We start from the raw sequence: 25269 nt of genomic DNA, 5'->3' as shown, positions 1-25269 counted from the left end.
ATGTTCTGTTTGAGAATAATGATTTAACAGTATCGTAAGTTAATACATTACAGGCAAACGATTGTAAACTTAGGTGCAAATATTTTTAACAATGCGCTGATTTTGTTAGGTAAGTCACCTGGAGTTCAGCCTCCGCTGGTTCGAGCGCAGCCGAAACCACAAGCTGTCTTCCACGGAATAGTCGTTGCACCAGTCGGAGCAATCGTTGCACGAGTTAAAGCTGACATTGTTTCACTGCAAGCTGACATTGTTTCAGTTGAAGTATCCGTTGCACAACTTAAAGCGGTCGTTGTACAACTTAGAGCAGTCATTGTTTGAGTTTGAGGGGTTATTGCACGGGGTCGAGAGGTCATTGCACGGGTTTGAGCGGTTATTGTTTCACTTGAAGTGGTCATTGTACCGGTCGAAGCACCTACCCCTCGTCTTAGCGCTAGCGGTGACGAGGGGTTTGCTGGTGGTCGTTTGTAACGACATGAAACCGGCATATTGCAATGAGAAGCATTTCTTAATATCTTTCAATCAAAAATGCCCGCCGATAATTATTTCATCACCGATCAAAATGCCACCTATTCTTTAACCTTCACCGTGGAAGATTGGATCGATGTATTTACACGGAAAGAATATAAAATTGTTGTTGCTGATTCGTTAAACTACTGTATTGAAAATAAGGGTTTGGAGGTTTTTGCATGGTGCCTGATGTCGAACCATATTCATTTGGTATGTCGGGCAAAAGAGAACTACAGGATTAGCGATATCATTCGGGATTTTAAAAAGTTTACGGCAAAAACCATTCTGAAAATGATAGAAAAAGAGCCGGAAAGCCGAAAGGAGTGGATGCTGTACCGTTTTCGGTATGCCGGAAAGTTTGATAACCGGATCAAAACATACAAATTCTGGCAGGAAACAAATCATGCCATTTTATTGGATAATACCAAACTGATTGAACAACGGATCAATTATACGCATGAGAATCCGGTTCGGGCCATGATTGTATTCAGTGCTACAGATTATCTTTACAGTTCGGCCCGGGACTATGCCGGAGAAAAAGGATTTGTGCATGTGCAAGCAGCATTGTGAAATGAGTTACAAACTCAAGACAGCCAACCCCTCGTTACCGCTTCGCTCAAACGAGGTGCAGGCCGGGGAAACCATCGTCACCAGACCGGATTTCCGTACAAATCGCCATCCTCTCTTTGTCGTTAAAAACGACAAGCAACTTCCCCCTCGTCACCGCTCCGCTAAGACGAGGGGGAGTTGGACTTTTCGATAAACAGAAATTGGGTTTACTGACTTCTTTAAATTGTCCGAATCAGGGTAAAATTCTACTTTTGATGACAATAAGCGATCGACAAACCTTCGGCAAGCCGCTCGATATCGAGTTGTTGTGCCAGCCTGCCAAAACAAACAACATGAAAAAACGCATCATCCTTTACGCTCTCCTGCTGGTTCTGCTGGCCGGTGGCCTGTACCTCAACCAACTTATGCCCGTCATAACCGGTTATGCCGCCAAAAACCTCGCCTCGGGCGTATTCGTTTCAGGCCGCAGCCAGGAGGCCATGGAAGCGGAGGACCTTCATTTTTCGCTGATAAAATACACCTCCAACACGGTTGATTTCGATAGGCAGGAAGTGGTCAGCCGCTTCCTGTGGGGTTCGTCGAAAGCTATTTATCTGGATGGCTATGGTTGCACCCTGGTGAAAGATTTCACGGAAGAAGAGATCCGGGGACGGGAATATCCGCAGGTGCAGGCATTGCCGGAAAACCCGGACACTATTCCCTGGCCGACGGGCGATGCGATAGCCGACAGCATACCGCCAGGCATCAACCTGGAAAAGCTAAACCAGGCGGTGGCGCAGGCAATGGCCGACACGCTTCCGCTGAAAGGGACTTTTGCCCTGATGGTGGTGTATAAAGGCCAGCCGGTGGCCGAAGTTTACCGGGATGACTTTACGCCCGGTACCCGCTTTCTAAGCTGGTCGATGGCCAAAAGCGTCACCAACACGCTTATTGGCTTGCGGATCGAACAACATAAAATCGACCTGGATGCGCCTGTCGGGCTGCCGGTGTTTGGAAAACGAAAGCGAAAACCCATTACGCTAAACCACTTGCTGCGCATGAACAGCGGCCTGGAGTGGAACGAAAACTATGGCAACCTGTCGGACGTAACCATCATGCTGCACAAAGCCGGGGATATGGGATCCTACACCTCCAATAAACCGGTGATCTTCCCTCCCGATTCGGTGTGGGTTTATGCATCCGGCTCAACCAACCTGGCGAGTCTGACACTGCGCCGTTCTTTCGATTCAGATGCCGGTTACCTGCGTTTCCCTCGCGAAGCCCTGTTCAACAAAATCGGGATGAAAAGCGCTGTTTTTGAGCTGGATGCTTCGGGCACCTTCGTTGGGTCATCGTACTTGTATGCCACCATGCGCGATTACGCCCGCTTTGCCCTACTGTATATGAACCGGGGAAACTGGTTGGGCGAACAATTGCTGCCCGAAGGCTGGGTGGATTACTCGGTGCAGCCGGCACCTGGTTCCGGCGGACAATATGGCGCTTCATTCTGGCTAAACCTCGCGAGCGACCAGCCCGACGCCCCCACCGACCTGTATATGTGCAAAGGGCACGACGGGCAATTTATCTTCATCATTCCTTCGAAAGAATTAATTGTTGTTCGTACCGGCTATTCCAAAAAAGGGGAGTTCGACAGCAACCTGCTCCTGAAAATGATCCTGGAAAGTCTGGAGGACTGATTGCGGGGGGAAGTACATAAAAGTACATGAGTGTATAACGCATTGCCGGGAAAAATTTCTTTCTTGCCTCGTTCCCGATGTACTTATGCACTCATGCACTTATGAATATCTGCTACACAAACCGGTTGCCTTTCAGCAGCTTCACATCGTTGACAAACTGACGGATTTGCTGTTCGTCTTCCTTGCGGCACACCAGCAAAGTGCCGTCGGATTCTACCACGATGTAGCCATCGAGCCCCTGCAAAACAGCAATCTTTTCGTTGGGCATATTAACAATGCAGTTCTTCGAATTGTACAGCAATACATTTTCACCACTCACCGAGTTGGCATCGGAATCTTTCTCCTTATTCTCGTACAGCGATCCCCAGGTGCCCAAGTCGCTCCAGCCAAAATCGGCACACAATACATAAACATTGTCCGCCTTTTCCATCACGCCGTAATCGATGGAAATATTCTGGCATTCGGAATAGGTTTTATTGATAAAGTGTACTTCATCGGCAGTTCCGTACAACTTTTCGCCCTTTTTAAAAAGCTCGGCCACATCCGGGAGATGGAGATCGAAAGCCGACATGATACTTTTCATCGACCAGATAAAAATGCCGGAATTCCAGAAAAACTCACCGCTTTCCAGAAAAATCTGAGCCATTTCCAAATTGGGCTTCTCGGTAAAGGTTTTCACCTTGTACAGGTTATCCAGCGACTTAAAATCGAATTTATTGTCAATTTGAATGTAGCCGTAGCCGGTTTCGGGCCGGTTGGGGGTAATGCCCAGGGTCAGCAGGGCATCTTTTTCGGTGACAAACTCCAAGCCCATCCTCACTTGCGACAGAAACTCCTCTTCTTTTAAAATCAGGTGGTCAGACGGAGCCACAATCACATTTGCGTCGGGATTTTCCGCTTTTATCTTATTGCAGGCATACGCGATACACGGAGCCGTATTGCGGCGCAAAGGCTCCAGTAAAACCTGGCTTTCGGCTAGTTCAGGAAGCTGGGCCAGCACCAAATCTTTATAGTCCACGCTGGTTACGACCAGGAAATTCTCCGCCGGACAAAGCTTCTTCAATCGGTCGAAGGTCATTTGTATAAACGTGCGGCCTGTACCCAGGATATCCAGAAACTGCTTGGGCATGGATGTTTTGCTTAATGGCCAAAACCTGCTTCCAATCCCACCAGCCATAATCACACAATAATTGTTCTGCATAGAATTTATTTTTTGAACTTTGTTGATCAAATATACCCAATTTGAAGTTGAAAAACCGCCTGTTTGGGTTGCTTTCATAACATGGTGGCTTTAGCTCCTGAAAATCAAACTCCCCCGTTAGCGACAAACTTTTCCGAATATTTGTACCTTTATCCGAAGGTAAAAGACAAAACTGCGGTCAAGAGGCATTCGCGAATGCAGCAGGCCGCCTTTTGAACAGCACCAGGCAACACAATGCCCGTTTGCTGATTGTTGAGTGAGCACGTTGATGGACCAACCAAAAAGAATAAAGAATGAAGTTTTTTTTCAGCGCCGGACGCTATTTTGCACTCCTGGCCCGGGTTTTTTCGAGGCCCGAGCGTAGCCGGATCTACCTCCAGAAGCTTTTCCTTGAGATTGAAAGCCTGGGGATCAACTCGGTAGGCATTGTGGCCGTGATCTCCACCTTTATGGGGGGCATTATTACCTTACAGGTGGCCTATAACATGACCAACCCGTTTTTGCCCACCTACCTGATCGGATTGGGGAACCGCGATTCGCTGATCCTGGAATTTTCATCTACGGTTATGGCGCTGATCATGGCCGGCAAAATTGGCTCGAACATCACTTCCGAAATTGGCAGTATGCGGGTGACCGAACAAATAGATTCCCTCGAAATCATGGGCGTCAATTCGGCCAGCTACCTCATCCTCCCCAAAATTGCTGCCGTCGTCCTCATGTTCCCCTTTCTGTATATCCTGAGCGTATTCTTCGGGCTAATCGGCGGCCTCATTGTGGGGCCATCGTTGGGAGCAGTCAGCGCTACCGACTACATCAACGGCATCCAGTACGCCTTTACGCCTTACTATGTCACCTTCTCGTTGATCAAGTCACTGTTCTTTGGCTTTCTGGTCGCCTCTGTTCCGGCTTATTTCGGGTATTTTGTTGAAGGGGGCGCCCTGGAAGTGGGCACAGCCAGTACCCGCGCCGTTGTGAATACCAATATCCTGATCCTGGTCTTCGATTTAATTTTAACTCAACTGCTATTCTGATGATCCGTATAGAAAACCTGAATAAATCATTCGAAGGGAATACGGTGCTGAACAATATCACCACTGAATTTCAAAAAGGAAAAACCAACCTGATTATCGGACGGAGTGGTTCCGGAAAAACGGTTTTGCTGAAATCGATCGTTGGCTTGCACGAAATTGACAACGGTTCCATTTATTACGACGACCGTAATTTTACGACCATGAAACCCTCTGTGCGCAAAAAGCTTCGGCAGGAAATGGGCATGGTTTTCCAGGGAGGCGCTTTATTCGACTCGCTAACGGTGGCCGAAAATGTACGTTTTCCCTTGGATATGTTTACCGAACAAACACCTGCCGAAAAAGCCAGGCGGGTTGAATTTTGCCTCGACCGGGTAAATATCAGCCGGGAAGCGCACCGCTTGTCACCTTCGGAAATATCGGGCGGGATGAAGAAACGGGTGGCCATTGCCCGCGCCATCTCCCTGAACCCCAAATACCTGTTTTGCGACGAACCAAACTCCGGCCTTGATCCGGAAACCTCGTTACTGATCGACGATTTGATCCACGAAATTACGGTGGAATTCAATATCACCACCATCATCAACACCCACGACATGAACTCGGTCATGGAGATCGGCGAGAAAATCCTGTTTATCAGTGAAGGGGAAATGTGCTGGGAAGGTACCAAAACCGAGATCCTTTATGCCGAAAACAAAAAGCTTCAGGAGTTCGTTTTTGCCAATCCGCAATACAAGCAAATCAGGGATTTACGGCGGGAAGCGGATACCGATTGATGAATGATAATTGATGAGTGACCCGTTATCGATTCTTTTTCGTTTTGACCTGTTCCTTTAGATTTGCCGTATCGTCGCCTTCTTGTTCAACCTAACCTTTGGGCGCCAGGGTAATCACCGGCACAATCATTTCTTCCATCGAAATGCCCCCGTGCTGGAAGGTATCGCGGTAATACTGCACGTAATAGTTGTAATTATTCGGATAGGCAAAGAAATCGGCATTCAGCGCGAAAATAAACCTGGAACTAACGTTACGTCCCGGCAAACGAGCCTTTTCGGGCTGGGTAATCTCGAAAACCTGTTTGTAATTATAGTTCAGGTTTCGGCCTAACTTATAGCGAAGGTTGGTAACCGTTTCGCGGTCGCCAATCACCTTCACGGGGTTATCCACCCGCACCGTGCCGTGATCGGTGGTTAGCACCACCTTCACCCGGTTTTCGGCCAGGCTTTTAAGCAATTCGAGCAGCGACGAATGATTGAACCAGCTAAGGGTTAGCGAGCGGTAGGCCTTTTCGTCGCTGGCCAATTCACGCATCATATCCATTTCGGTGCGCGCATGCGACATCATATCCACAAAATTGAAAACCATCACCGACAGGTCGTGTTGCAGGATGCTGCCCAAGTTATCCACTAGTTTCTTGCCTGCCTTCAGGCTGACAACTTTCTCAAAATAAAGCTTCTCTTTCCGGCCCAAACGGGACATCTGGGTTTGCAGCAACTCTTTTTCGTGGCTGTTTTTGTTGCCCTCATTATCATCGTCTTCCCAGTATTGCGGATAAAGGCGGGCAATATCGAGCGGCATCAGTCCCGCGAAAATAGCATTGCGCGCATACATGGTGGCCGTAGGCAAAATACTGTAATACAGCTCTTCCTCTTCGCTCAGAAAATACTGATTTACCACTTGGCTCAACACCCGGAACTGATCGTAGCGCAGGTTGTCGATCACCAGCACAAACACCTTCTCCCCCTTGTCCAGCAACGGAAAAACCTTGTGCCGGAACAAATCGGGCGAAAGTAGCGGACGATCGCCCGAACCTTGCTGAAACCAATCCAGGTAGTTATTTTTTATGTACCGCGCAAAATTGTTGTTGGCCTCCACTTTCTGCATCTTCAGCACCTCGTCCATGGCCGGGTCCTGCGAAGCGCTCAGCTCCAGCTCCCAATAAACTAGCTTCCGGTACACCTCTTTCCACTCATTAAAATCGAGGCGCTCGTTCAGCCGCATCCCGATCCTGGAAAATTCGCTCTGATAATCGGCCGTTGTTTTTCGGGTAACCAGCTCGAGCTGATCGACGTTCTTTTTAATGGAAAGCAAAATTTGCTTGGGATTGACCGGTTTAATCAGGTAATCGGCCATTTTGGAGCCGATAGCCTGATCCATGATATCTTCTTCTTCACTTTTGGTAATCATCACCACCGGCACATTCGGTTTCAGGCTTTTCAGTTCGCCGAGGGTTTGCAAACCGGTCATGCCCGGCATGTTTTCATCCAGGAAAATTATATCGTAGTGGTTGTCGCGCACCAGATCAATGGCATCGGTCCCATTCGTGGCCGTGGTCACGTCGTAACCTTTTTGCTCCAGGAAAATGATATGGGCGCGTAACACATCAATTTCGTCATCCACCCAAAGGATATGTATTTTTTTCATGGCTCAATCGTTTTGGAAATGAATCACCAGCCTATTCACTCAGAAGCAGCCGGTTGGCTAATAATAGTAAAAATCGCGGTCAGCCGGCTGGTTCTTAACAAAGTTTAACGCCGTCAGGGTTTCAGATAATCCAGCCTGTACAATTCAAGGTAATCGCTTACGTCCTTATTTTGAAGGAGGATCGTATAGTTCGCTTGCGAAATCACGAAATTACGATAGTTTACCTCCGCAAGCGGTCCGTACACTTGCTGGTCCCTGACAATTCCACGCAGGTATGCCATACCGGCTTCTTTTGTGGCGAAGGATGACACCCGGAACAACACCTGTTGTGCATCGAATGGAACTTCCTGTACCTGTAAGCCTTGCGTTTCCGGGCTTTGCTGATTGTGCCCCCGGATGGCCTCCACTACCGCCGAATGGTCAACGCCACTGGCTGGCAGGATGAGCACAAAGCCATGCTCACCGGTTTCTCCGGTTTTAAAGGCCCCCTGATAGGCCGGAGGCTCCGGTGCAACTGGCGTTACAGCAACAGGCTGCGTGGGCGTTTGCACGGCAGCCGCGCTTTCGTCAGTAAATCCGCCGCTAATGTAATAGTCGCGGAAGAAATTCATGTACTCTTCCAGGTTGCCGTTGGCGATCAGCTTTCCTAAGTTTTCTTCTGTAATGAGGAAGTTCCGGTAGCTGCGGGTTTCCAATTCACTGAACAAACTGCGGGTAGTTACTACCGAACGGAAATAGGTCATGGACTCGCTGACGGTGCCCGGCAGCTCAACCACCAAAAGTTGTTGCCCTGCGAACGATCGCTGCTGCACGGGCAAACTTTCGTTTGCATAGTTTTCGCGATGGTACGCGCCAAACGCGGACATGAGCGGACGCAGGTTAAACGAAGCATCGTTCACGGCAATCACAAACAACTGTTTCGCCTGGTTATCGCGCGTAAACATCGACTTGCCACTTTCCGGTTTTACCAGCACAAACGTACCCCTTTCCTCCTGCCTGTTTTCCTCCTCCAGCGCCTTGGCCATTAGCTCTTCCGGCTCGGGAAGCTCGTCTTGCGGGAAGTCGCCTCCAATAAACCGGCTGTAGTTCTTGATAAAAAATTTCAGGTAGTCCACGTAATTGTTGTCGCCCAGCATCTCGCGAAAGTTGAGTGACGAAGCCACAAAGTTCACGTAATCGATGCCCTTCAGCGTTTCGAATACCTCCCGCTTACGAATGACCGACCGGAAATAGATGAGTGCCTGTTCCTTACTTTCCAGCGAGCGCACCACCAGCAACATGGTCTGCGGGTTGAGGTTCTCGGTTTCAATATCGAAATCAATCCGCGTATAATGGTCGATGTTGTAGTTTGCCAGGTCAAATTTCAGCCGGTTCAGGTCAACTTTTGCTTCGCGCGGGAAAGCGATCACAAAGTAGTGCAGCAGGTCTTCATCATACGACCACTTTCCGCCGAACTCATCCTCTCCCCGGCGATCGTTTGCCAGCAACTCGTCATTTTCGATTTCCTCGTTCAGATAACCCATGGCAACCAGCTTTTGGTAATCCACCAGGGTACTGTCCTGAATGAGTTTCAGGATGCTTTCGGCCAACGGTATGGCCGGGCTTCTCGGGTAAGAGCGGATGTAACCGTTCAGCTCCTGACCAAACTGTTCCATCGTTGAAGAGGTCCCATCGGCAATCGTCTCGATGAAGGCAACCTTCGGCAACAGCAAACTGTCGGGCGATAAACCTTTCAGCTGTCGGGCCAGTTCTCCGGCTCGGGAGTAACTTCCCTGTTGGTATTGATAAAATGCTTGCTGGTATAGGTTGTTCAGGCTATCGCTGCGCGCTTCAAGCTCAATAAAGTAATTGGGATTGATCAGGTATTGGGCGTACTTGCTATCGGGATAATTTCCGATAATCAGGTTCCGGTAATAATTTGATTTGGTCATATCGCCGGTTTGTTTATACAAATCCCACAGCTCAAACCAGGTGGTTAGCTGATAAACGTTGTTGTCGTAACGTGTCAGCAGTTCTTCGTAGTGCTGAATGGCCAGCGGGTAATTGTCGTAGTCGGTTTTAAAAATACGGCCGGCATTAAACAGGGCATCCCTTATTTTCAGGTGCGAGGAGGCCAGCGCTTCTTCGGTGAGGGGAACATCCTGCAAATAATATTCGCGACTCAGGCGGTCATTAATCCTCGGCACCTCGGGCTTTTCAGGTTTTTCCGTTCCTTCTTCGGCTTCCTCTTCCTCCTCCATGGCGAGTTGTGCAGCCGAGCTTTTGTTTTTCCGACGCCAGTTATCTTCCAGCTTGCGGTTGCCCCAGGTTTGTGCAAATTCGACCTTTCCGTAGGCCATAGTGGATGGGTTATAAAAATACCAGCCCGAGCCGCGCTGCTGCTGGCCAGATCCCGTCCGCGCCTGGTTCATCCGGAAAAAGCTGCGGTCCATTTGTTCGTCCAGCTCAGCCTGCTTTTTCCGCAGTTCTTCATCGCGCGCCTGCTGAATCCACCCAGCAATCAAGTTGTTGCGCTCCCCATCCGACAAAGCGGCTATCCGTTGCAAGCTGTCTTCCCGCTCAATGGTGTAAAGGTTATCCGTCAAGCGGGTCAGGCTTTTGTATCTGTCAGCTATGAAGTTGTAGTTGGGATAATTATTGTCGATCACCACCATCGCGCTATCGTAATAACTTTGGGAGAGCCGGTAGTTTTGTTCCTGAAAATAGATATCCGCCAAGGTAAGGCACGATAAGGCCCGCTGAAACAGGTTTATGCTGCTGGCTGCCGCCGACTTTACGTACTGGTCAACCGCCGACTGCTGCTGTCCTTCCTTGGCGTAAATATTTCCCAAAGCAAAATAAATCTGGTCGCGGAACTCGGTATTTTTCTCGTCGCGCAGCATTTTTCGAAGTTCCTTTTTCAGCTTTTCAACATCGCTCTCGCCTGTAAACACCCCGGCAGCATTGATGCGGGCGTTGAAGGCCATGATGTAGGAAGGGTTCATGCGGGACACCTCGCGGAAGGTTTCCGAAGCCAGCGCGTGTTGTTCGGTTTCCTTGTAAAGTTGGGCCAAAATGTATTTGTACCGCGCCCGCTCGTGCTTGCGCCTGGTATTGTTGACGGCAGTCTTTAGCTGCGGAATGGCTTCATTGTATTCGTGACGGCGCATGTGGAAATCGGCCACAGCCAGCGAAAACGCGCCAGTAAGTCGCTTGGGAAAAGCCACCGAGGCATCCATATTCTGAATGTATTCGAGGGCTTCATTGTAGCGTTCCAGCTCCGTCAGGCAACGCACCATCCATACATAGGCATCATATTTGGTTTCCTCGTTGCTGAATTTGCGGATGACGTACGAAAAGTTCTCCATGGCAGGAATAAACTTCTTCTGGTAGAAAAAAGCCTGCCCCATCAACAGGTAGCTGTCGTCCACCCAATTGTTGTACTCTTCTTTCGAAGCCAGTTTTTTGTACGACAACGAACGGATCCTACGCCGTTTTGGCTTTTTGGTGATCGAATGCATGTTGATCAGTTTGGAGGCTTTCAAGATGGCATTTTCCATCTCCGACTGGGCAACACGGTCGGTACCGCCCTGGCTCGATTTATAAATGGGAAGTATCCTCGAGTAGTCGTCCTCCACCGATGTATTGATCCGTTCCACACCGGCATTCAGGCTTTCTTTGCCGTTGAAATAAACATTGTAATGCGACGACAGGTTGTGGTAAGCCCGTGTAACGAAGGTATTCTTCTCGGTAGAACATCCCCCAAAGAACCCAATCACCAGAAAAAGTAAAAAAATATAGCCTGATTTCTTTTTCAACCTTGCATTTTTTCTCGTTAGGATAACTAAAGAATCCCTTTATTATTGCTTTGTACAGACAAAATCCCGGAAGTAATTAACCGCGGGAAGTTTCCCGGTTTTGCCAGGTTACTGCCAACAGGTTTCCGAGCTTGCCAACAGGTTTACAATATTACAAAAATCAGTGTAAACTACGCGTCTGTGACGATAAGTTGTCCGATCAAGACATAGGATAAAACGAAAAGCCAATTCAAACACCTGGCATATTCTGTTTTGTAAGAATAGAAAATCAAGTGAATCGCTATTGCTTAGGAAGATGTACCCGAAAGATGGATCCTTTTCCGGGCTCGGAGTCTATCGTTAATTTACCCCTGTGTATGGCGATAAACTCGCGGCAAATTTTTAGTCCGATGCCTGTTCCGCTTTCGCGCATGGTGCCGGGTTTCGATATTTGAAACTCCTCCGAAAACAGTGTATCCAAAACCTCCCGGCTCATACCGGTTCCCGAGTCTGCCACTTCAATGGTCACTTCGGCTGAACACTCGGCCGAGCGTACCATTACCACATCACCCGGGTTACTATATTTCACGGCATTCGAAATCAGGTTGCGCAACACAATTTCAATCAGTTTCACATCGCCAAAAGCCTTCATGGCCTTCAACTCTGTTTCCAGTCCCACATTTTTAATGGCTAGCTGGGCATCCAGGTTCGACCTGATTTGACCCAGTAAACCGGGCAACTCAAATACAGCCGGCTTAAAGCGGACTTCCGAGCGGCGAAAATCGGAAAAATTCAACAGATTTTCGAGCAGCGCATATGTGTTGCTGGTCAGCGCCTCCAGCTGGTCGATGAATGCCTTGCGCTCCTGCTCCGGCAACATGTCGGCGCGAAGCAGTTCGAGGTATTGGATGATAGCCACAAACGGATTACGCAGGTCGTGCGAAATAATCGACAACAACCGGTCTTTGCCGGCGCTGGCAACTTCCAGCTTACGGGTGAGCCGGGCATGGCTCCGAAATTTCAGGAACAATAACACCAACACCCCGAGAAACAGCAGCGACAGGATCAAGGCGTAAACCGATTGTCTCTTTTTGAGGATGTACTTATCACTAATGTCAACCAAGCTGGCTGCAAGCTCCTGCCTCTTGTTGATTTCGCTGAGGGTCTGGTATTGATTGACCAGAAACACGGAATCATAAGCAGCCACAAATGATTCAATCAGGCTGTCAGGCAGAGGCTCATTGGCCAACGCAGCGTAAAACTGCAACCTCGTCTTCTGCACTTCCAGTATTTGAGACGAAAGCTCCAGTTTACCGGCCAGTTTAAGGGCAGCATCCAGCTCAGCCTCTCCCGCCTTTTTCTGATTCATATGGGCATAGGTAATGGCCCGGCCCAGGTGTACCCCGATTTTTCCGTAGTCATAGTTACGCTCATTGAACAAAACCATAGCCTGATTGTAATGATCCAGTGCCTCCATACATTTTCGTTGTCTGCAAAGAATATTTCCAATTTCAGTGAGCGTAGTGGCCTCGAACGACTTGTTACCGACCCGTTTGTTTAGCGCCAGATCTTGCCGATAATAGTCAAGCGCCTTTTCGTAGTTGCCTGTCAACTTGTACACACGGGCCATTCCCATATTACAGGTTGAAACAATATTTTGTGAGCGATGATGTACATAAAGGTCAAGCGCCTGCTGGTAATAGTTCAGAGCCGCCGAAAAGTCTTTTTGTTGCAGATGTACCTGCCCCAGGTTAATGTAAGCATAAGCCATTCCCTCGGGTTGTTTCAGCTGAGTGAAGTAGTGCAGCGAGCTATCGGCAAAGGTATGTGCCAACGGGACGTTTCCGCTTTGGCTATATACATCGCCCAGATTGTTATAAGCATAACCCATTTGCACCGAGTCGCGGATTTCCATGGCAATCTTCAGTGAACGGTTAAAATAAGCAAGTGCCTGATGTATGTCCGAATGATAAAACAATAACGATGCCCCCAGCATGTTGGCTGCCTTGGCCTCCTCGCCGCGAAACTTGAGGCTGTCGGCCACCCGGATAGCCAGTTCGCCGCAAGCCACAGACAAATGGCGGTCCGACTCGCGCAATTGCCAGCTGATATCAATCAGATAATTGACTTTTTCCCGATTCCCCATATGCTGCAAACGGGCAGGAATGCTGTCGGGAAGCTGAACGCCCCCCATTCCGGCAAGCGGCAACAGGAACAGGCTAAGCCGAAAAGCCAGCCGAATAATGGTAGTTTCAATCTGATGCACGTGTAAATCCCTTAAACTCGTGCTAAAAGTTACGAATTATTTCTTCGCTGCCGGCTGCGGCAAGCATTTTACGGCAATATTTTTCAAAAATGTTGAACGAATGACCGCAATGACGATCATGAAGATGCCTTACCGGGATAAACGCAGCGTCCGCATTCTGCCGCTCGATTCTCTTTCACGTAACAGCCATTCAACGGAATCGGCTTACTAGTCAAAAGTTCTTCTTCAAGAAATCAAAGGCATTTCCCTTCATAAAACGTTCAACTATTTCATCGGCCTTGAGCCGGTTATATTCGTATAATTTGTTCGCTTGTTCGGACACTAAAAAATTGTAGGCATGTTTTTCGAGATAACTGTCAAACAACGGCATATCCTCAGCTGTCCAGTAACCATTCAGCGGGTTGATCATTCCGTCGTAGTCGGACCCGATACACTGAATTCCCCAGGCGAACTGATTGTTCCTGTTTAGCACGTCTGCAATATGCGCAATCTGGTTCCAGATGAGTTTCGATTTGTAGAACAGCATTTTACGCCGGTTCAAAAATGGCCCGCTTTTTTTAAGCTCCAGTTCACTGGCCATGCGACGTTCGTCAAACTGAATGCCAAACAAGCCACCCGACCGAGCCACCCTGACAATCTCATCATCAAAAAAGTTGATGTCATTTGGCTGAAACTTACCGTAATTGAACAAGTCATCCTCCACTTTCTCCTTGTGCGATCTTAGTCCGTTTACAGCGCCATGGCTCACCAGCAAGGGGATAACCTCGCCGGGATATTCCTCTTCCAGAAACTGGTAATACTCTTCGCGCGCCTTCACACTCATGTGCTTCAGGTCAATCAGAATCCGCCGGCCATCGGAATTGTCGAGTAATTTGCGAACAACCTTCCAACCCAGCTCCCGAAACCCCTCGTTCATTCCATCGGACTGATCGCATAGCTTACGCACGATTCCATGCAGGCTTTGTGCATGGCCTAACAGTTCGTTGTTGAAATGATGAGTCAGACCGATGAAAAACAAGCGCTTATCCCAGTGTTTCACTTTATCAACATTGGCCAGCACTTCATCTGGATCAGCTGTCTTTCCCATCATCTGCAAACCACAATTAAAAACATGTGCCCCTTCAATGGATAAAACCACATGAATGGTAGTAGTTTCAACATCCGGATTCTCCTCTATTTCCTGAAAACCGGAAATTAAACGATATTGGTACCACCTGCCGTCAATCCTGACCCGATGCCCGTCCAATTGATTGTAGAAATTATATTCCAATTCCAGGTCGCTGAAGTAGTTGTCCATCTTCTGAACATGGTCGATGCGTTTTTTGCCCATGCCAATTACTAAATTGTTAACCAAATCGCCCGGTAGCCCGGTACCTATTTTGGTCATTACAAATCCCTTTTCGAGACCACATAGCGACACAAAAACCACTTGAGCCCCACCTTTGGCCAACGAAGTAAAATCGGCCTGCCTGAATTTGGTGAGGGTGGTAGTAATGTTGGCCAATTTATCCAGAACCGAAGGCGAGTCGGCGTACCACAGGCTGTTCTGGTGCTTTCTGTTTGGATCGTTCACTCCCGGCTTCCGGTTGAAGCTTTTCCCCAACGGCTTAATAGCCGGATGAATGTGTAAATCGATAAATCGCGAATCCATGTTGCATCAAATTTTAAAAGTTAATCAAAATTGAACACTTTTTGGCGTCAACCGATTCCGGTATTCCGGTTGACAATCCACGAAAAATGATTGGCTGATTCTTGGTTCGGAGAATTTGTGGCGCTGGATGTTTTAAGGCAATACAATTTAAGAATAAAATATCCGAATAGCAAAAAATGTTTTCAGTGCGTGGAACTTGTTTCATTAAGCAACTACTCATATTTATGCCTTATTTCGTGAAAACGATGCAGCCCGGGCCGATGTCGGTATAATTTCCGAGTAAACAAAGGATGAGTGGCTTTCGCACGAGGGGTTTCTAGTTTCCAGCCGATTTAATACCTTTATCGGGTTCATCAACAAAAACAGAAAATGGTCCGTACGCTAGCTAAAATCAGCCTGGTACTCCTGCTAATTGTCGCTCTGCCCATGAGCTTCTACCTGATGCGCGAATATTCGGCGCTTACCAAGAACGAGCAGATGGTAGAACGGGTGTTTTCCACGCAGCTGGAGTCGATCCTGTTTTCGGTGAACCAGTACTCGGAAAACGTGTTGGGACAATGGAGCCAAACCCTGGACCATCCCCTGCCGCCTGATGATGAAATGATGCACTCATTGGTAGAAAATCTTCTCCAAAACAACCCGGCTATCCTGGGCATTCGCTTTTTTGAACCCGACAGTCAACTGGTGCTGGCTGAATTTCATCGCGAAAACCACGGCGGCAGTTTTGGGGATTTCCCCGAAGCCAAACAAATTGCTGCCATGCGCGATTTCCTGGCAAACAACTACCAACGGTTGAATGCCTCACACTCCGGAGAACTGGTGCAATATTGCTTTCTGCCCAAAAACAAAAGCGGACGGGAAGCTTGCCAGTTACTGGTTGAGCCGGGCACATTTATCGCCCAAAACCTAAGGGCACAAGTGCAACAAATCTCACAGGAGATCTTTTACATCCAGATCAGGAACAAACAAACCGGACAGCTGATGATGCACACCGGCGAAGCAGGCGAACCGACCGACTCACTGCAAACTGCCGGCATGTGGTATCTGCCAGACTACGAGTTGGGCATCCGGTTGAAAACAAAAACAATTTACGAACTCGCCACTGAGCGGACCCGCCGCGATAACTACCTGATACTGGGAATGAGCCTGCTGGTGGTACTGGGTTTTTTGTTTGTGCTGGTGAACATCCGCAAAGAAATCAAATTGGCCGCACTCAAGTCGGAGTTTGTTTCCAATGTGTCGCACGAGATCCGCACGCCACTGGCACTTATCAGCATGTATGCCGAAACCTTGCTGCTCAAACGGGTGAAAACCGAACAGAAAAAGGAAGAGTACCTGCTCACCATTCAGCAGGAGAGTATCCGGCTCACCGACATTGTTAACCGCATCCTAAACTTTTCGCGCCTGGAGAAAAACCGCCTTGCTTACACGTTTGAAACTGTTGACCTGAATAAACTAGTACCTCATATCCTGACATCGTTACAGGCCCACCTGCATAGCGGACAGGTGGATTGCCGTTTCAGCAGCCATACGGAACCAGCCACCGTACTCGCCGATACCGAGGCCGTGAAAGACATGTTGGTAAACCTGATTGACAACGCCATCAAATACGGGGCCGACCATGATAAGAAAATAGAGGTGAGGCTGCTTCGGAAAAGCAAACAAATTTGGGTGGAAGTAGAAGACAACGGGATTGGCATTTCGGCCAAAAACCAGAGATATGTTTTCGATCAGTTTTACCGGGTAACCGAAGGCGATTTGGCACACAAGGCCAAAGGCTCGGGGTTGGGACTCAATCTGGTGAAACGAATGATGAAAGCGCACGGTGGCAGCGTGGCAGTGCGCAGTAAACCGGGTGAAGGAAGTACGTTTATTCTGAAATTTCCTATGAAAAAATAACAATCATGTCAAGAATTCTAATCGTCGAAGATGAACAGGCCATGCTGACCGGACTGCGCGATAACCTCGAATTTGAAGGTTACGAAGTAGATACAGCCGACCGGGGCGATGATGGCTTGAAAAAGCTGCAAACCGGCACCTACGATTTGGTGTTGCTGGACGTTATGCTTCCAGGCCTATCAGGCTTTGATGTGTGCCGAAAAAGCCGGGCACTGGGCATCGACACGCCCATCATCCTGCTGACCGCCCGCGGCGAAGAACTGGACAAAGTGCTGGGACTGGAATTGGGCGCCGATGATTACATCACCAAACCGTTCAGCCTTCGAGAATTGCTGGCCCGCATCAAAGTGATTTTGCGCCGAACCGGAAGTGCCGGGAATAATCTGCACCAGAACAGCCTGGTCACGATTGGTAATTTACGGGTATCGTTTGATGCTTACGAAGCGTACCTGGATGATACTCCGGTGAAAATGTCACACAAAGAATTTGAAATACTGCATTACCTGCACCGCCATGCCGGCAAAATTGTCACCCGCGACGATTTGCTCGACCATGTCTGGGGCATGGATTATCAACCCACTGCCCGCACGGTGGATAATTTCATCGTCCGCCTTCGAAACAAGGTGGACACACCCGACAGCCAGCATATTATCACCGTTCACGGCATGGGGTACAAACTGGTATTGTGATTGAAAAAAATCCGTTTATGATATCCGTACGTACTTTTATTGCAGGACAAAACTGATAGGCACGCTAAACGAAACCCGCACGTTTTCGCCGCCCTGCCGACCGGGTTTCCAGCGCGGCAGACTATTGACCACCCGCAAGGCTTCCTTATCCAGGGCAGGGTCAACACTGCGGATAACACGGGCATCGGTTACCTGCCCATCCTTTCCCACCACGAAGCTGACATACACCTTTCCCTGCACGCCGTTTTCCTGGGCAATGACCGGATATTTGATGGCATTGGCGATAAATCTCCGAAGAGCCAATTCCCCTCCCGGAAATTCGGGCATTTCTTCCACAATGAAAAAGACAGGCGATTCATCCTTTTCCGCTTCTTTCTCCCGCTGCACCGCAACCATCATCGGGGCAATGTCGATAGAAGTTTGCTGATCGGCCTCGGTCGCTTCAATCACCAGCTCTTCTTCAATTTCAACTTCATTGGAAACAATATTCAGCACCTCCACCACTTTGGGCGGCGGTGGCGGTTCAGGCGGACGTACTTGTTCCTGCCGGGTTATCGGGATAATTTCGGTTTCTATTTCCTGGGTGACCACCTGACCTAAGTGGCTGGTTTCTTTTACGGATGATTTCCACTCGAAGGCAATAAAACATATCCCCAATGCCACAATCAATCCCACCTCAACAAAAATATTGTGATAATTGTCCAGATCGACATTCGGATATTTCTTGGTTTCCATATTTCTTTTTTTACAATGCTTATTTGCTGGTACTTCTGGTACATATCATTGTTTGTTTGAAGGAGCAAAAGCCGGGCCTTTGCAACAAGTCTATGATCCTATTCCCCTTTGATGGGGTGATGAACACGGTTCATGAGCTGGGTTTGGGGCCTGTTCAATTTCAGGCTGTTTGTTTTACATGTATTTATACGGTTTCGGGAAGGAGCTGGTTTCCGAATTACGTAACATGCAGTATGTTAATGATCGTGTTTTTGGGCAGATGCAGGTCCGGCTTGTGCCCGATAGCAAGAGAAATTATTTTCGGTCGCGGATTAATGATCAACGATCGATGATCGAGTACCTCCAACTGGTTTGGAAATATCTTTACTATTTTCAATAAATGCGCAATTTACAGCAACCGATCGGTGAGGGTACAGCTCCTGCGGAAACGTTTCACCAGACCCTGCGGACTGGTTAGTTCGATGTAAATCACATAAATTCCGGGGCGGGCAACCGTGTTGTCATCCTGCTTTCCTGTCCAGGTCCACTCCCCGCTCTGCCCGGCAGTTTCCTGGTGGATCAGCTTTCGGACAAACCGGCCCCGTGAGTCGAAAACGGTAACATTGGCCACATAATCCGCCCGCGAAAACGAATACCCAATGCTCAGAAAATCATTATAGCCATCGTAGTTTGGAGAAAAAACATCAGTATGGACCGTCAGCTCTTCCTGCGAAGGCAATTCGGAATGGGTTATCGAATTGGGGCAGCCCGGAGTGGCAAATCCGGCAGACGCGGCACATGAGGCCCAGTTGTCGGCTTCGGTACCATCCCTGTCAAATGAGGTGCATTCCAGAGACACGCCTTCTTCATCCGCTAAAAAAGGATGGTGCATGGAAGTGAAATAGTACATCTCATCAATGATCTCCAGCGAATCATCCAACAAAAGCAGTGTGCCTTCGCTGTCGGGAAGAGCCGGCAGCTGATCCACGAGCCAGAAATTTTCGGTACACGACGCCGGGTAAGCGGCCCGTATGTTGGCCGTATCTTCGCTGAGCAACAAGTAAGCCCCCGGCTGGAGATAGCTCTCGGATGACGAAACAGGCGACACAGATATCAAATTGCCCTCCGGGTCACGGCCAGCCATGTAAAGATGATCCAAGCGAATCGTTTTTGTGGATGAATTGTACAGCTCAACAAAATCACTGCCATAAGGTTTTGGATTGAACAGAACTTCGCTGATGAGGACTTCGCCGTGCAACGCCAGGGTTTCCGGATCCAGGGGCGGCTCTTCGGCCTGCACCAATACATTATCGAAGATGACTTTATCGGAGGCATAACTGCTGTTCATCCGCACAACGATACGCAACGAATCGCCGGCCAAACCGGTCTGGCTGACAGTAGCTTCTCCCCAGTTGCCGGCATTCAGCCCGTTGGTCTCAAAAAGTTGCTCCGGACGGTTATCCAGTTGGTAATACACACTCAAAAATTTATTGGCGGCGTTATTACCGCTTCCGGTTTCCCAGGCCGTCAGTTCGCAGCTCACATTCAGCAGGGTTTTTATTTTTATCCATCGTGACATCCAGACGGCCTCGCCATCACAATCCAAGACCTCAAAGCGTCCGCCTGAAGTGGTAACTGTTTTTACGTAATCATTTGCGGCTGTGAACTGGCACTGGTCGGTATTTAATGTCCATTGATCGATGCCATCGAGGTCTGAATGCACCGTCACACCATCGGCGTCTCCCCATACACCTTTATCGGGAACTACAAATCTTTCTTCCCAAACAGAACCAGCATAACTTTCAATTGTTAAGAAATTTACAAGCAGAAAGACAAATAACCAATTATTCGTGTTCATTCGGTGAAAAATTAAAAGTAAACAACTAATTTTGGGGCTATTAGGCTACGTGCTGAAGAACGTGATCATTAAAAAGTAAATTAACAAAATTTTTTTAAATTATGAAAGTTGCAGTTGTTGGTGCAAGTGGTGCTGTAGGCCAGGAATTTTTAAACGTGTTGGCTGAACGGAATTTCCCGCTGGATGAGTTAGTTTTGTTTGGATCGGCCAGAAGTGCCGGAACCGAGTATGAATTTAAAGGGAAGAAGCTAACTGTAAAGGAGTTGAAACACAACGATGACTTTAAAGATATCGACATTGCTTTGACCTCCGCCGGGGCTTCCATTTCCAAGGAATTTGCATCAACCATCACCAAATACGGTGCGATCATGATCGACAATTCAAGCGCTTTCCGTTATGATGATGATGTGCCATTGGTGGTGCCCGAAGTCAACCCGGAAGATTCGAAAATACGTCCCCGCAACATTATTGCCAACCCAAACTGTTCTACCATCCAAATGGTTGTGGCCCTGAAACCGATCAACGATCTTTCAACAATCAAAAAAATTCAGGTTGCTACCTATCAGGCAGCCAGTGGCGCCGGTGCACAGGGAATTGCCGAACTGGAAGAACAAACCAAGCAATTGGCCGGAGGCGAAGAACCAACTGTAAGCAAATTCCAATACCAGTTGGCGATGAACATCATCCCGCACATCGATGTGTTCCTGGAAAACGGGTACACCAAGGAAGAAATGAAAATGAACTGGGAGACCAAAAAAATTATGCATACCGACGCCGAGGTGAGCGCTACCTGCGTTCGTGTGCCGGTGGCCCGCTCCCACTCCGAAGCCATTTGGATTGAAACCGAGGATGAACTGAGTCTGGACCAGGTGCGCAATGCTTTCGAAAATTTTGAAGGCTTGACTGTGATCGACAATCCGCAGAACAAGGAATACCCCATGCCTTTGTTCGTTGCCGGACAGGACGACGTGTACGTGGGCCGTTTGCGTAAAGACCTGACCAACCCGAAAGGCCTTACTTTCTGGTGTGTCGGCGACCAAATCAAAAAAGGCGCTGCCCTGAACGCTGTTCAAATTGCCGAGTGGTTGATTAAAAACGGTGAAGTGAAATAAATGCACGGACTTGTTCCGATGGAAGATAAATAAAGAAAGCCGGGCAGTTGTCCGGCTTCTTTTATTTAGAAATGGGTTATCGGGAAGAAACTAACCATAGTGTTTATTCACCGGAAAAGACAATCGTAACCCTCATTTTTCAATTATTGTATGAATGAGGGCTTTTTTAGGGTGAATACCGCTTCCCAGCTCACGAACGATATGTTTTTGGCCGATCGACCGTTTTTTTGTAAAAGTAGCTCAAGCCCACTTGTCGAGGGCCGAGTTTAAAAACCGGTTAGCCTTGTGCAGTTGAGTAAACGCGCTGGTAGCAAAGTCGATAAAACCTTCACCTACTACTTGCTGATCGGTAACAGGCACTCCAAAAGCGTACGATTTATAGCGCAGCAGGTCAATCGCCTCAAAATCCTTGTCAAAGCCTTTCGGCTCCGTTTTCAACTTTTCGCCTTCAATCGACTTGAAATAACGGTTGAATTCCGGATCATCCAGAATCTCCTGAAAATCCCCGGGATGATCGTGGATTTCCCAACGAACGGCTTTTAGCTGATCAGCAGGCGGGCACCAAATGCCACCGCCCAAAAACGAATTTCCCGGCTCGATATGAATGTAGTACCCTGCCCGTGAGCTTTTCCGGCCACCCGCGGCGATAAAGCTGCCCATGTGTGTTTTGTAGGGCGTTTTATCAGGTGAAAAACGTATGTCCCGGTAAATGCGGAACAAGCAATCATTGGGACTGAGAGGCGGAACTTCAGGATCGAACTTTCGGATTGCCTGAATCATGATTTCGGTGAAAAACAACACCTTGGTTTTGCTGTCTTCATAGCGACTCCGGTTGGCATCGAACCATTCCTTCTGGTTGTTCCGCCCCAGATCGCTTAAAAAGTCAAGTACTGATTTCATGAATTGCGATTTTATGGATTTTGTCGTATTAATGCAACTGGCATTGAACGCCAGCCCAAGTTACTGAAAAGAACAGGTCGTTGGGCCGGAATCAAAATGGAATGTTATTTTTGTTGGTAACATTTTTAGCATGGAAAAGTTTGCATTAATCGTAGCCGGGGGTAGTGGTTCGCGCATGGGGGCCGAAATCCCGAAACAGTTTCTGGAACTCGCGGGGAAACCGGTCCTGATGCGGACGATGGAACGTTTCGCGGCATACGATCCGTCCATACGGTTGGCGCTGGTATTGCCGGCAGACCAGACGACACGGTGGAACGAACTGTGCCATACCCATCAGTTTACCTTAAAACACAAGGTGGCCATAGGCGGAGAAAGTCGATTCCAGTCGGTGAAAAACGGTCTGGCCCTGCTGCCCGCCGATGGACTGGTTTTTATACACGATGGCGTGAGGCCGCTTGTGACGGTCCAAACGTTGCGTAACTGCGAAGAAACTGCTATAAAATCCGGAAATGCGCTTCCGGTAATACCGGTAGTGGAATCGCTCCGCCAATTGGCGGGAGACAGCAGCCATCATGTGGACCGAAGTCAATTCCGGCTGGTGCAAACCCCGCAAACATTCCGGCTCGACCTCATCAAGAAAGCCTATCTTCAACCCGAAAGCCCGCGTTTTACCGACGATGCATCGGTTTGCGAAGCGTTGGGCGAAAAAATAAACCTGGTGCCCGGAAACCCGGAAAACATTAAAATTACCCACCCCGCCGACCTCAAACTGGCCAAATACCTTTGGCCCGGCCTCGATTAAAAAACCCTGGCCGGTAAGCCTGCCAAACTTGCCGTCTGTAAAAGCTTCATTCCACGATTTATTTCGTCATTCGCCGATTCCGGTGCTGTGGAAACATCTTCCCTGGATTAGTTTTGTCCCGCCCAAAACAAAGTAGCAGTTCGATATGTTAATTCCTTATAAACTCAGGAAACTTTAAGAATATTTAAAGTTTCCACATCAAATTAAGCGCTATATTTGAGGGCATCATGGAGAACAAGAAGAAACAGATTGTTGAAGAAGCGGGCCAATTGTTTATGCGTCACGGGATCCGGAGTGTGACCATGGACGATGTAGCACAGGAGTTGGGGATATCAAAAAAGACGCTCTATCAACACTTTAAAGACAAGGAAGAACTTGTTGAACAGGTGGTAGATGTTTTTTTTCTGCGAAACCCAAACTATCGGATTTCAAAAGAACCGGGAATGAATGCCATTGACCGGGTGCTCCGGATCCGGGAGTATATGGCCAAGATGTTTAAACTGCTTCAGAACAACATGGAGTTCGATTTACGAAAATTTTACCCGCGCGTGTACCGGAAGGTGCTTGATTTTAAACGGATAAAAATTTACGACGACAACTTTTCGGTACTGGAGCAGGGAAAAGAAGAAGGCCTCTTTCGCGAAGATTTGGACAGCGATATGCTTTCGCGCCTGGCGGTTGGCCGGTTCTTACTTATCCTGAACCCCGATAACGGGTTGTTTACCGAAGCGGAAACCCGCGACATCCGGGTGTTTGACCAACTTGTAGATTATCATTTTCACGGCATATGCACCGAAAAAGGATTACAGTACTATAAACAGCAATTAAACAATGTTCAGCATGAAGACTAAGTTCAAACAGCTATTTACCTTACTCTTGTTCCTGGTGATAGCCGGGACGGCTGGGGCCCAGGGGGTGCTGTCGTTTTCGTTGGCCGAGGCGCAAAGCTTCGCGCTGAAGAATTCGTATGTCATCCGCAACAGCGGCCTCGATGTGGAAGCTGCCCGAAAGAAAGTATGGGAAACTATCGCGACTGGCTTGCCGCAAGTTTCGGGGACAGCTAACTATTCCAATTTTTTGAACCTGCCTGTTTCGCTCATTCCCGGAGAATTTTTCGGAGGCGAGGCGGGAACTTACCTCCCGGTAAAATTCGGACAGGATTTCAATTCGGATTTCGGGTTCACCGTGAACCAGCAAATTTTTGACGGATCGTACCTGGTGGGCGTCAGTTCAGCAAAAATCTACCTGCAACTTTCCACCCAAGCGAAAGAGAAAACGGAAATTGAAATCCGCCATGCGGTTGCCCAGGCATATTACATGGCACTTGTTGCCGAAGAAAACCTGGCCGTGATGAAGGAAAACCTGAGCAACACACAAAAACTGGAAAGCGACACCAAAGCCATGTACGCAAACGGTTTTGTGGAAGAGCAGGATGTGGACCAGATGCGCCTGTTGGTGCAGCGGGCCGAAAACGAAATCCTAAAGGCCGAGCGCGAATTACGCGTGGCCAGCATGGTGCTGAAATACACGCTTGGCGTGGAAATGGAAGCTCCCATTAAACTGACGGATACACTGGATGGCTTTGTCAGCCCGCTGCTGGCCGATGAAAGCAACGGGCCGGGATTCGATCATGCCTCGCATATTGATTTTCGACTGCTCGACACGCAGAGGCAAGCCAACCAAAAGTTGCTCCTGCTCGAAAAATCGGCCTATTTGCCGCGAATCGATGCGTTTTATAATTGGAGCAAAACTGCTTATGGCAACAATGCTAACCTGTTCAATAGCAGTGTACCCTGGTTTAAGTCGTCCATGTGGGGGGTGAATGTGACCATGCCCATCTTCTCGTCGGGCGAAAAAATGGCCAAAGTTCGACAGGCCGAGTTGGAATACGACAAGGTTCTGAACGACCAAAAGCAAGCTGTTCTGCTATTGCAAAAAGATTACCTCACCGCTGTGGCCGATGTAGAAAGTTCGATGGACCAGTTGAAAAACGATGTGGACAACAAGATGCTGGCCCGGCGAATTTACGAGCGCACCCGGGTGAAGTACAACAACGGGATGGTGAGCAGCACGGAACTATCGCAAACCGAAAGCCAGTACATTCAAGCCCAGGGCGCCTGGGTGGCATCGGTAATGCAACTGTTGACCTCAAAAATTAATTTGGATAAAGCAATCGGAAAATAAGAAAACACATGA

18 protein-coding genes are annotated in these 25269 nt (G+C 48.4%); 10 read left to right on the top strand and 8 right to left on the bottom strand.

The features are described from left to right. The first annotated feature begins 525 nt into the window (after positions 1–525). The gene (locus tag N2K84_RS14115) at positions 526–1077 is read left to right on the top strand and encodes an REP-associated tyrosine transposase (protein WP_282592467.1); all 552 of its coding nucleotides are present in this window, start codon (positions 526–528) and stop codon (positions 1075–1077) included. A gap of 254 nt (positions 1078–1331) precedes the next feature. Then, positions 1332–2753: a serine hydrolase domain-containing protein gene (locus tag N2K84_RS14110; protein WP_282592466.1), complete on the top strand. Its 1422-nt coding sequence runs from the start codon at positions 1332–1334 to the stop codon at positions 2751–2753. 112 nt (positions 2754–2865) lie between these two features. Here N2K84_RS14110 and N2K84_RS14105 read toward each other — a convergent pair whose 3' ends face one another. Then, positions 2866–3954 carry a mannose-1-phosphate guanylyltransferase gene (locus N2K84_RS14105; RefSeq protein WP_282592465.1) on the bottom strand — a complete coding sequence of 363 codons (1089 nt, stop codon included), beginning with the start codon at positions 3952–3954 and terminating at the stop codon, positions 2866–2868. 293 nt (positions 3955–4247) lie between these two features. Here N2K84_RS14105 and N2K84_RS14100 point away from each other — a divergent pair, with 293 nt between their 5' ends. Further along, positions 4248–4985 (top strand): MlaE family ABC transporter permease, encoded by a 738-nt coding sequence (locus N2K84_RS14100; RefSeq protein WP_282592464.1) that lies wholly within the window; start codon positions 4248–4250, stop codon positions 4983–4985. Further along, positions 4985–5758 (top strand): ABC transporter ATP-binding protein, encoded by a 774-nt coding sequence (locus N2K84_RS14095; protein WP_282592463.1) that lies wholly within the window; start codon positions 4985–4987, stop codon positions 5756–5758. Before N2K84_RS14100 ends, N2K84_RS14095 begins: the two co-directional genes overlap by 1 nt. Positions 5759–5849: 91 nt before the next feature. On the opposite strand, the gene porX is transcribed toward N2K84_RS14095, so the two are convergent. The 4 genes from porX to N2K84_RS14075 form a co-directional block, all read right to left on the bottom strand. Further along, positions 5850–7406, bottom strand: a complete 1557-nt coding sequence (gene porX, locus N2K84_RS14090) for a T9SS response regulator signal transducer PorX (protein ID WP_282592462.1) — start codon at positions 7404–7406, stop codon at positions 5850–5852. A gap of 113 nt (positions 7407–7519) precedes the next feature. Beyond that, positions 7520–11203 carry a type IX secretion system periplasmic lipoprotein PorW/SprE gene (gene porW, locus N2K84_RS14085; protein ID WP_282592461.1) on the bottom strand — a complete coding sequence of 1228 codons (3684 nt, stop codon included), beginning with the start codon at positions 11201–11203 and terminating at the stop codon, positions 7520–7522. Positions 11204–11483: 280 nt separating this feature from the next. Beyond that, on the bottom strand, positions 11484–13448 hold the full coding sequence (locus N2K84_RS14080; RefSeq protein ID WP_282592460.1) for a tetratricopeptide repeat-containing sensor histidine kinase: 1965 nt from the start codon (positions 13446–13448) through the stop codon (positions 11484–11486). 211 nt (positions 13449–13659) lie between these two features. After that, positions 13660–15099 carry an amidohydrolase family protein gene (locus N2K84_RS14075; RefSeq protein ID WP_282592459.1) on the bottom strand — a complete coding sequence of 480 codons (1440 nt, stop codon included), beginning with the start codon at positions 15097–15099 and terminating at the stop codon, positions 13660–13662. Between the two features lie 369 nt (positions 15100–15468). On the opposite strand from N2K84_RS14075, the gene N2K84_RS14070 reads away from it, so the two are divergent. Then, on the top strand, positions 15469–16998 hold the full coding sequence (locus N2K84_RS14070; protein ID WP_282592458.1) for a sensor histidine kinase: 1530 nt from the start codon (positions 15469–15471) through the stop codon (positions 16996–16998). A 5-nt stretch (positions 16999–17003) separates the two neighbouring features. Next, positions 17004–17687 carry a response regulator transcription factor gene (locus tag N2K84_RS14065; protein ID WP_282592457.1) on the top strand — a complete coding sequence of 228 codons (684 nt, stop codon included), beginning with the start codon at positions 17004–17006 and terminating at the stop codon, positions 17685–17687. A gap of 36 nt (positions 17688–17723) precedes the next feature. Here the strand turns inward: N2K84_RS14065 and N2K84_RS14060 are convergent, their stop codons facing one another. Both N2K84_RS14060 and N2K84_RS14055 read right to left on the bottom strand, forming a co-directional pair. After that, the gene (locus N2K84_RS14060; RefSeq protein ID WP_282592456.1) at positions 17724–18422 is read right to left on the bottom strand and encodes an energy transducer TonB; all 699 of its coding nucleotides are present in this window, start codon (positions 18420–18422) and stop codon (positions 17724–17726) included. 388 nt (positions 18423–18810) lie between these two features. Then, on the bottom strand, positions 18811–20259 hold the full coding sequence (locus N2K84_RS14055; RefSeq protein WP_282592455.1) for a T9SS type B sorting domain-containing protein: 1449 nt from the start codon (positions 20257–20259) through the stop codon (positions 18811–18813). A gap of 101 nt (positions 20260–20360) precedes the next feature. On the opposite strand from N2K84_RS14055, the gene N2K84_RS14050 reads away from it, so the two are divergent. Then, complete coding sequence (locus tag N2K84_RS14050; RefSeq protein ID WP_282592454.1) at positions 20361–21371, top strand: aspartate-semialdehyde dehydrogenase; 1011 nt, start codon at positions 20361–20363, stop codon at positions 21369–21371. 240 nt (positions 21372–21611) lie between these two features. On the opposite strand, the gene N2K84_RS14045 is transcribed toward N2K84_RS14050, so the two are convergent. Then, positions 21612–22271 (bottom strand): DUF2461 domain-containing protein, encoded by a 660-nt coding sequence (locus tag N2K84_RS14045; RefSeq protein WP_282592453.1) that lies wholly within the window; start codon positions 22269–22271, stop codon positions 21612–21614. 130 nt (positions 22272–22401) lie between these two features. Between N2K84_RS14045 and N2K84_RS14040 the strand changes: the two genes are divergently transcribed. From N2K84_RS14040 to N2K84_RS14030, 3 genes are all read left to right on the top strand, one after another. Continuing rightward, positions 22402–23073 carry a 2-C-methyl-D-erythritol 4-phosphate cytidylyltransferase gene (locus N2K84_RS14040; RefSeq protein WP_282592452.1) on the top strand — a complete coding sequence of 224 codons (672 nt, stop codon included), beginning with the start codon at positions 22402–22404 and terminating at the stop codon, positions 23071–23073. Positions 23074–23300: 227 nt separating this feature from the next. Beyond that, positions 23301–23924 (top strand): TetR/AcrR family transcriptional regulator, encoded by a 624-nt coding sequence (locus tag N2K84_RS14035; RefSeq protein WP_282592451.1) that lies wholly within the window; start codon positions 23301–23303, stop codon positions 23922–23924. Next, positions 23914–25257 carry a TolC family protein gene (locus N2K84_RS14030; RefSeq protein ID WP_282592450.1) on the top strand — a complete coding sequence of 448 codons (1344 nt, stop codon included), beginning with the start codon at positions 23914–23916 and terminating at the stop codon, positions 25255–25257. The genes N2K84_RS14035 and N2K84_RS14030 overlap by 11 nt, the downstream gene beginning before the upstream one ends. The last annotated feature ends 12 nt before the right edge of the window (positions 25258–25269 follow it).

The sequence above is a fragment of the Gaoshiqia sediminis genome, from assembly GCF_025907915.1.
GTDB classification, from domain to species: Bacteria; Bacteroidota; Bacteroidia; order Bacteroidales; family Prolixibacteraceae; genus Gaoshiqia; species Gaoshiqia sediminis.
This window is presented reverse-complemented; position numbering and strand designations above follow the sequence as displayed.

Coding starts and splice junctions, on each gene's coding strand:
- porX (WP_282592462.1), bottom strand. CDS start 7,406: ATGAAAAAAATACATATCCTTTGGGTGGATGACGAAATTGATGTGTTA.
- N2K84_RS14060 (WP_282592456.1), bottom strand. CDS start 18,422: ATGGAAACCAAGAAATATCCGAATGTCGATCTGGACAATTATCACAAT.
- N2K84_RS14065 (WP_282592457.1), top strand. CDS start 17,004: ATGTCAAGAATTCTAATCGTCGAAGATGAACAGGCCATGCTGACCGGA.
- N2K84_RS14110 (WP_282592466.1), top strand. CDS start 1,332: ATGACAATAAGCGATCGACAAACCTTCGGCAAGCCGCTCGATATCGAG.
- N2K84_RS14040 (WP_282592452.1), top strand. CDS start 22,402: ATGGAAAAGTTTGCATTAATCGTAGCCGGGGGTAGTGGTTCGCGCATG.
- N2K84_RS14030 (WP_282592450.1), top strand. CDS start 23,914: ATGAAGACTAAGTTCAAACAGCTATTTACCTTACTCTTGTTCCTGGTG.
- N2K84_RS14105 (WP_282592465.1), bottom strand. CDS start 3,954: ATGCAGAACAATTATTGTGTGATTATGGCTGGTGGGATTGGAAGCAGG.
- N2K84_RS14070 (WP_282592458.1), top strand. CDS start 15,469: ATGGTCCGTACGCTAGCTAAAATCAGCCTGGTACTCCTGCTAATTGTC.
- N2K84_RS14055 (WP_282592455.1), bottom strand. CDS start 20,259: ATGAACACGAATAATTGGTTATTTGTCTTTCTGCTTGTAAATTTCTTA.
- N2K84_RS14045 (WP_282592453.1), bottom strand. CDS start 22,271: ATGAAATCAGTACTTGACTTTTTAAGCGATCTGGGGCGGAACAACCAG.
- N2K84_RS14100 (WP_282592464.1), top strand. CDS start 4,248: ATGAAGTTTTTTTTCAGCGCCGGACGCTATTTTGCACTCCTGGCCCGG.
- N2K84_RS14115 (WP_282592467.1), top strand. CDS start 526: ATGCCCGCCGATAATTATTTCATCACCGATCAAAATGCCACCTATTCT.
- N2K84_RS14095 (WP_282592463.1), top strand. CDS start 4,985: ATGATCCGTATAGAAAACCTGAATAAATCATTCGAAGGGAATACGGTG.
- N2K84_RS14075 (WP_282592459.1), bottom strand. CDS start 15,099: ATGGATTCGCGATTTATCGATTTACACATTCATCCGGCTATTAAGCCG.
- N2K84_RS14035 (WP_282592451.1), top strand. CDS start 23,301: ATGGAGAACAAGAAGAAACAGATTGTTGAAGAAGCGGGCCAATTGTTT.
- N2K84_RS14050 (WP_282592454.1), top strand. CDS start 20,361: ATGAAAGTTGCAGTTGTTGGTGCAAGTGGTGCTGTAGGCCAGGAATTT.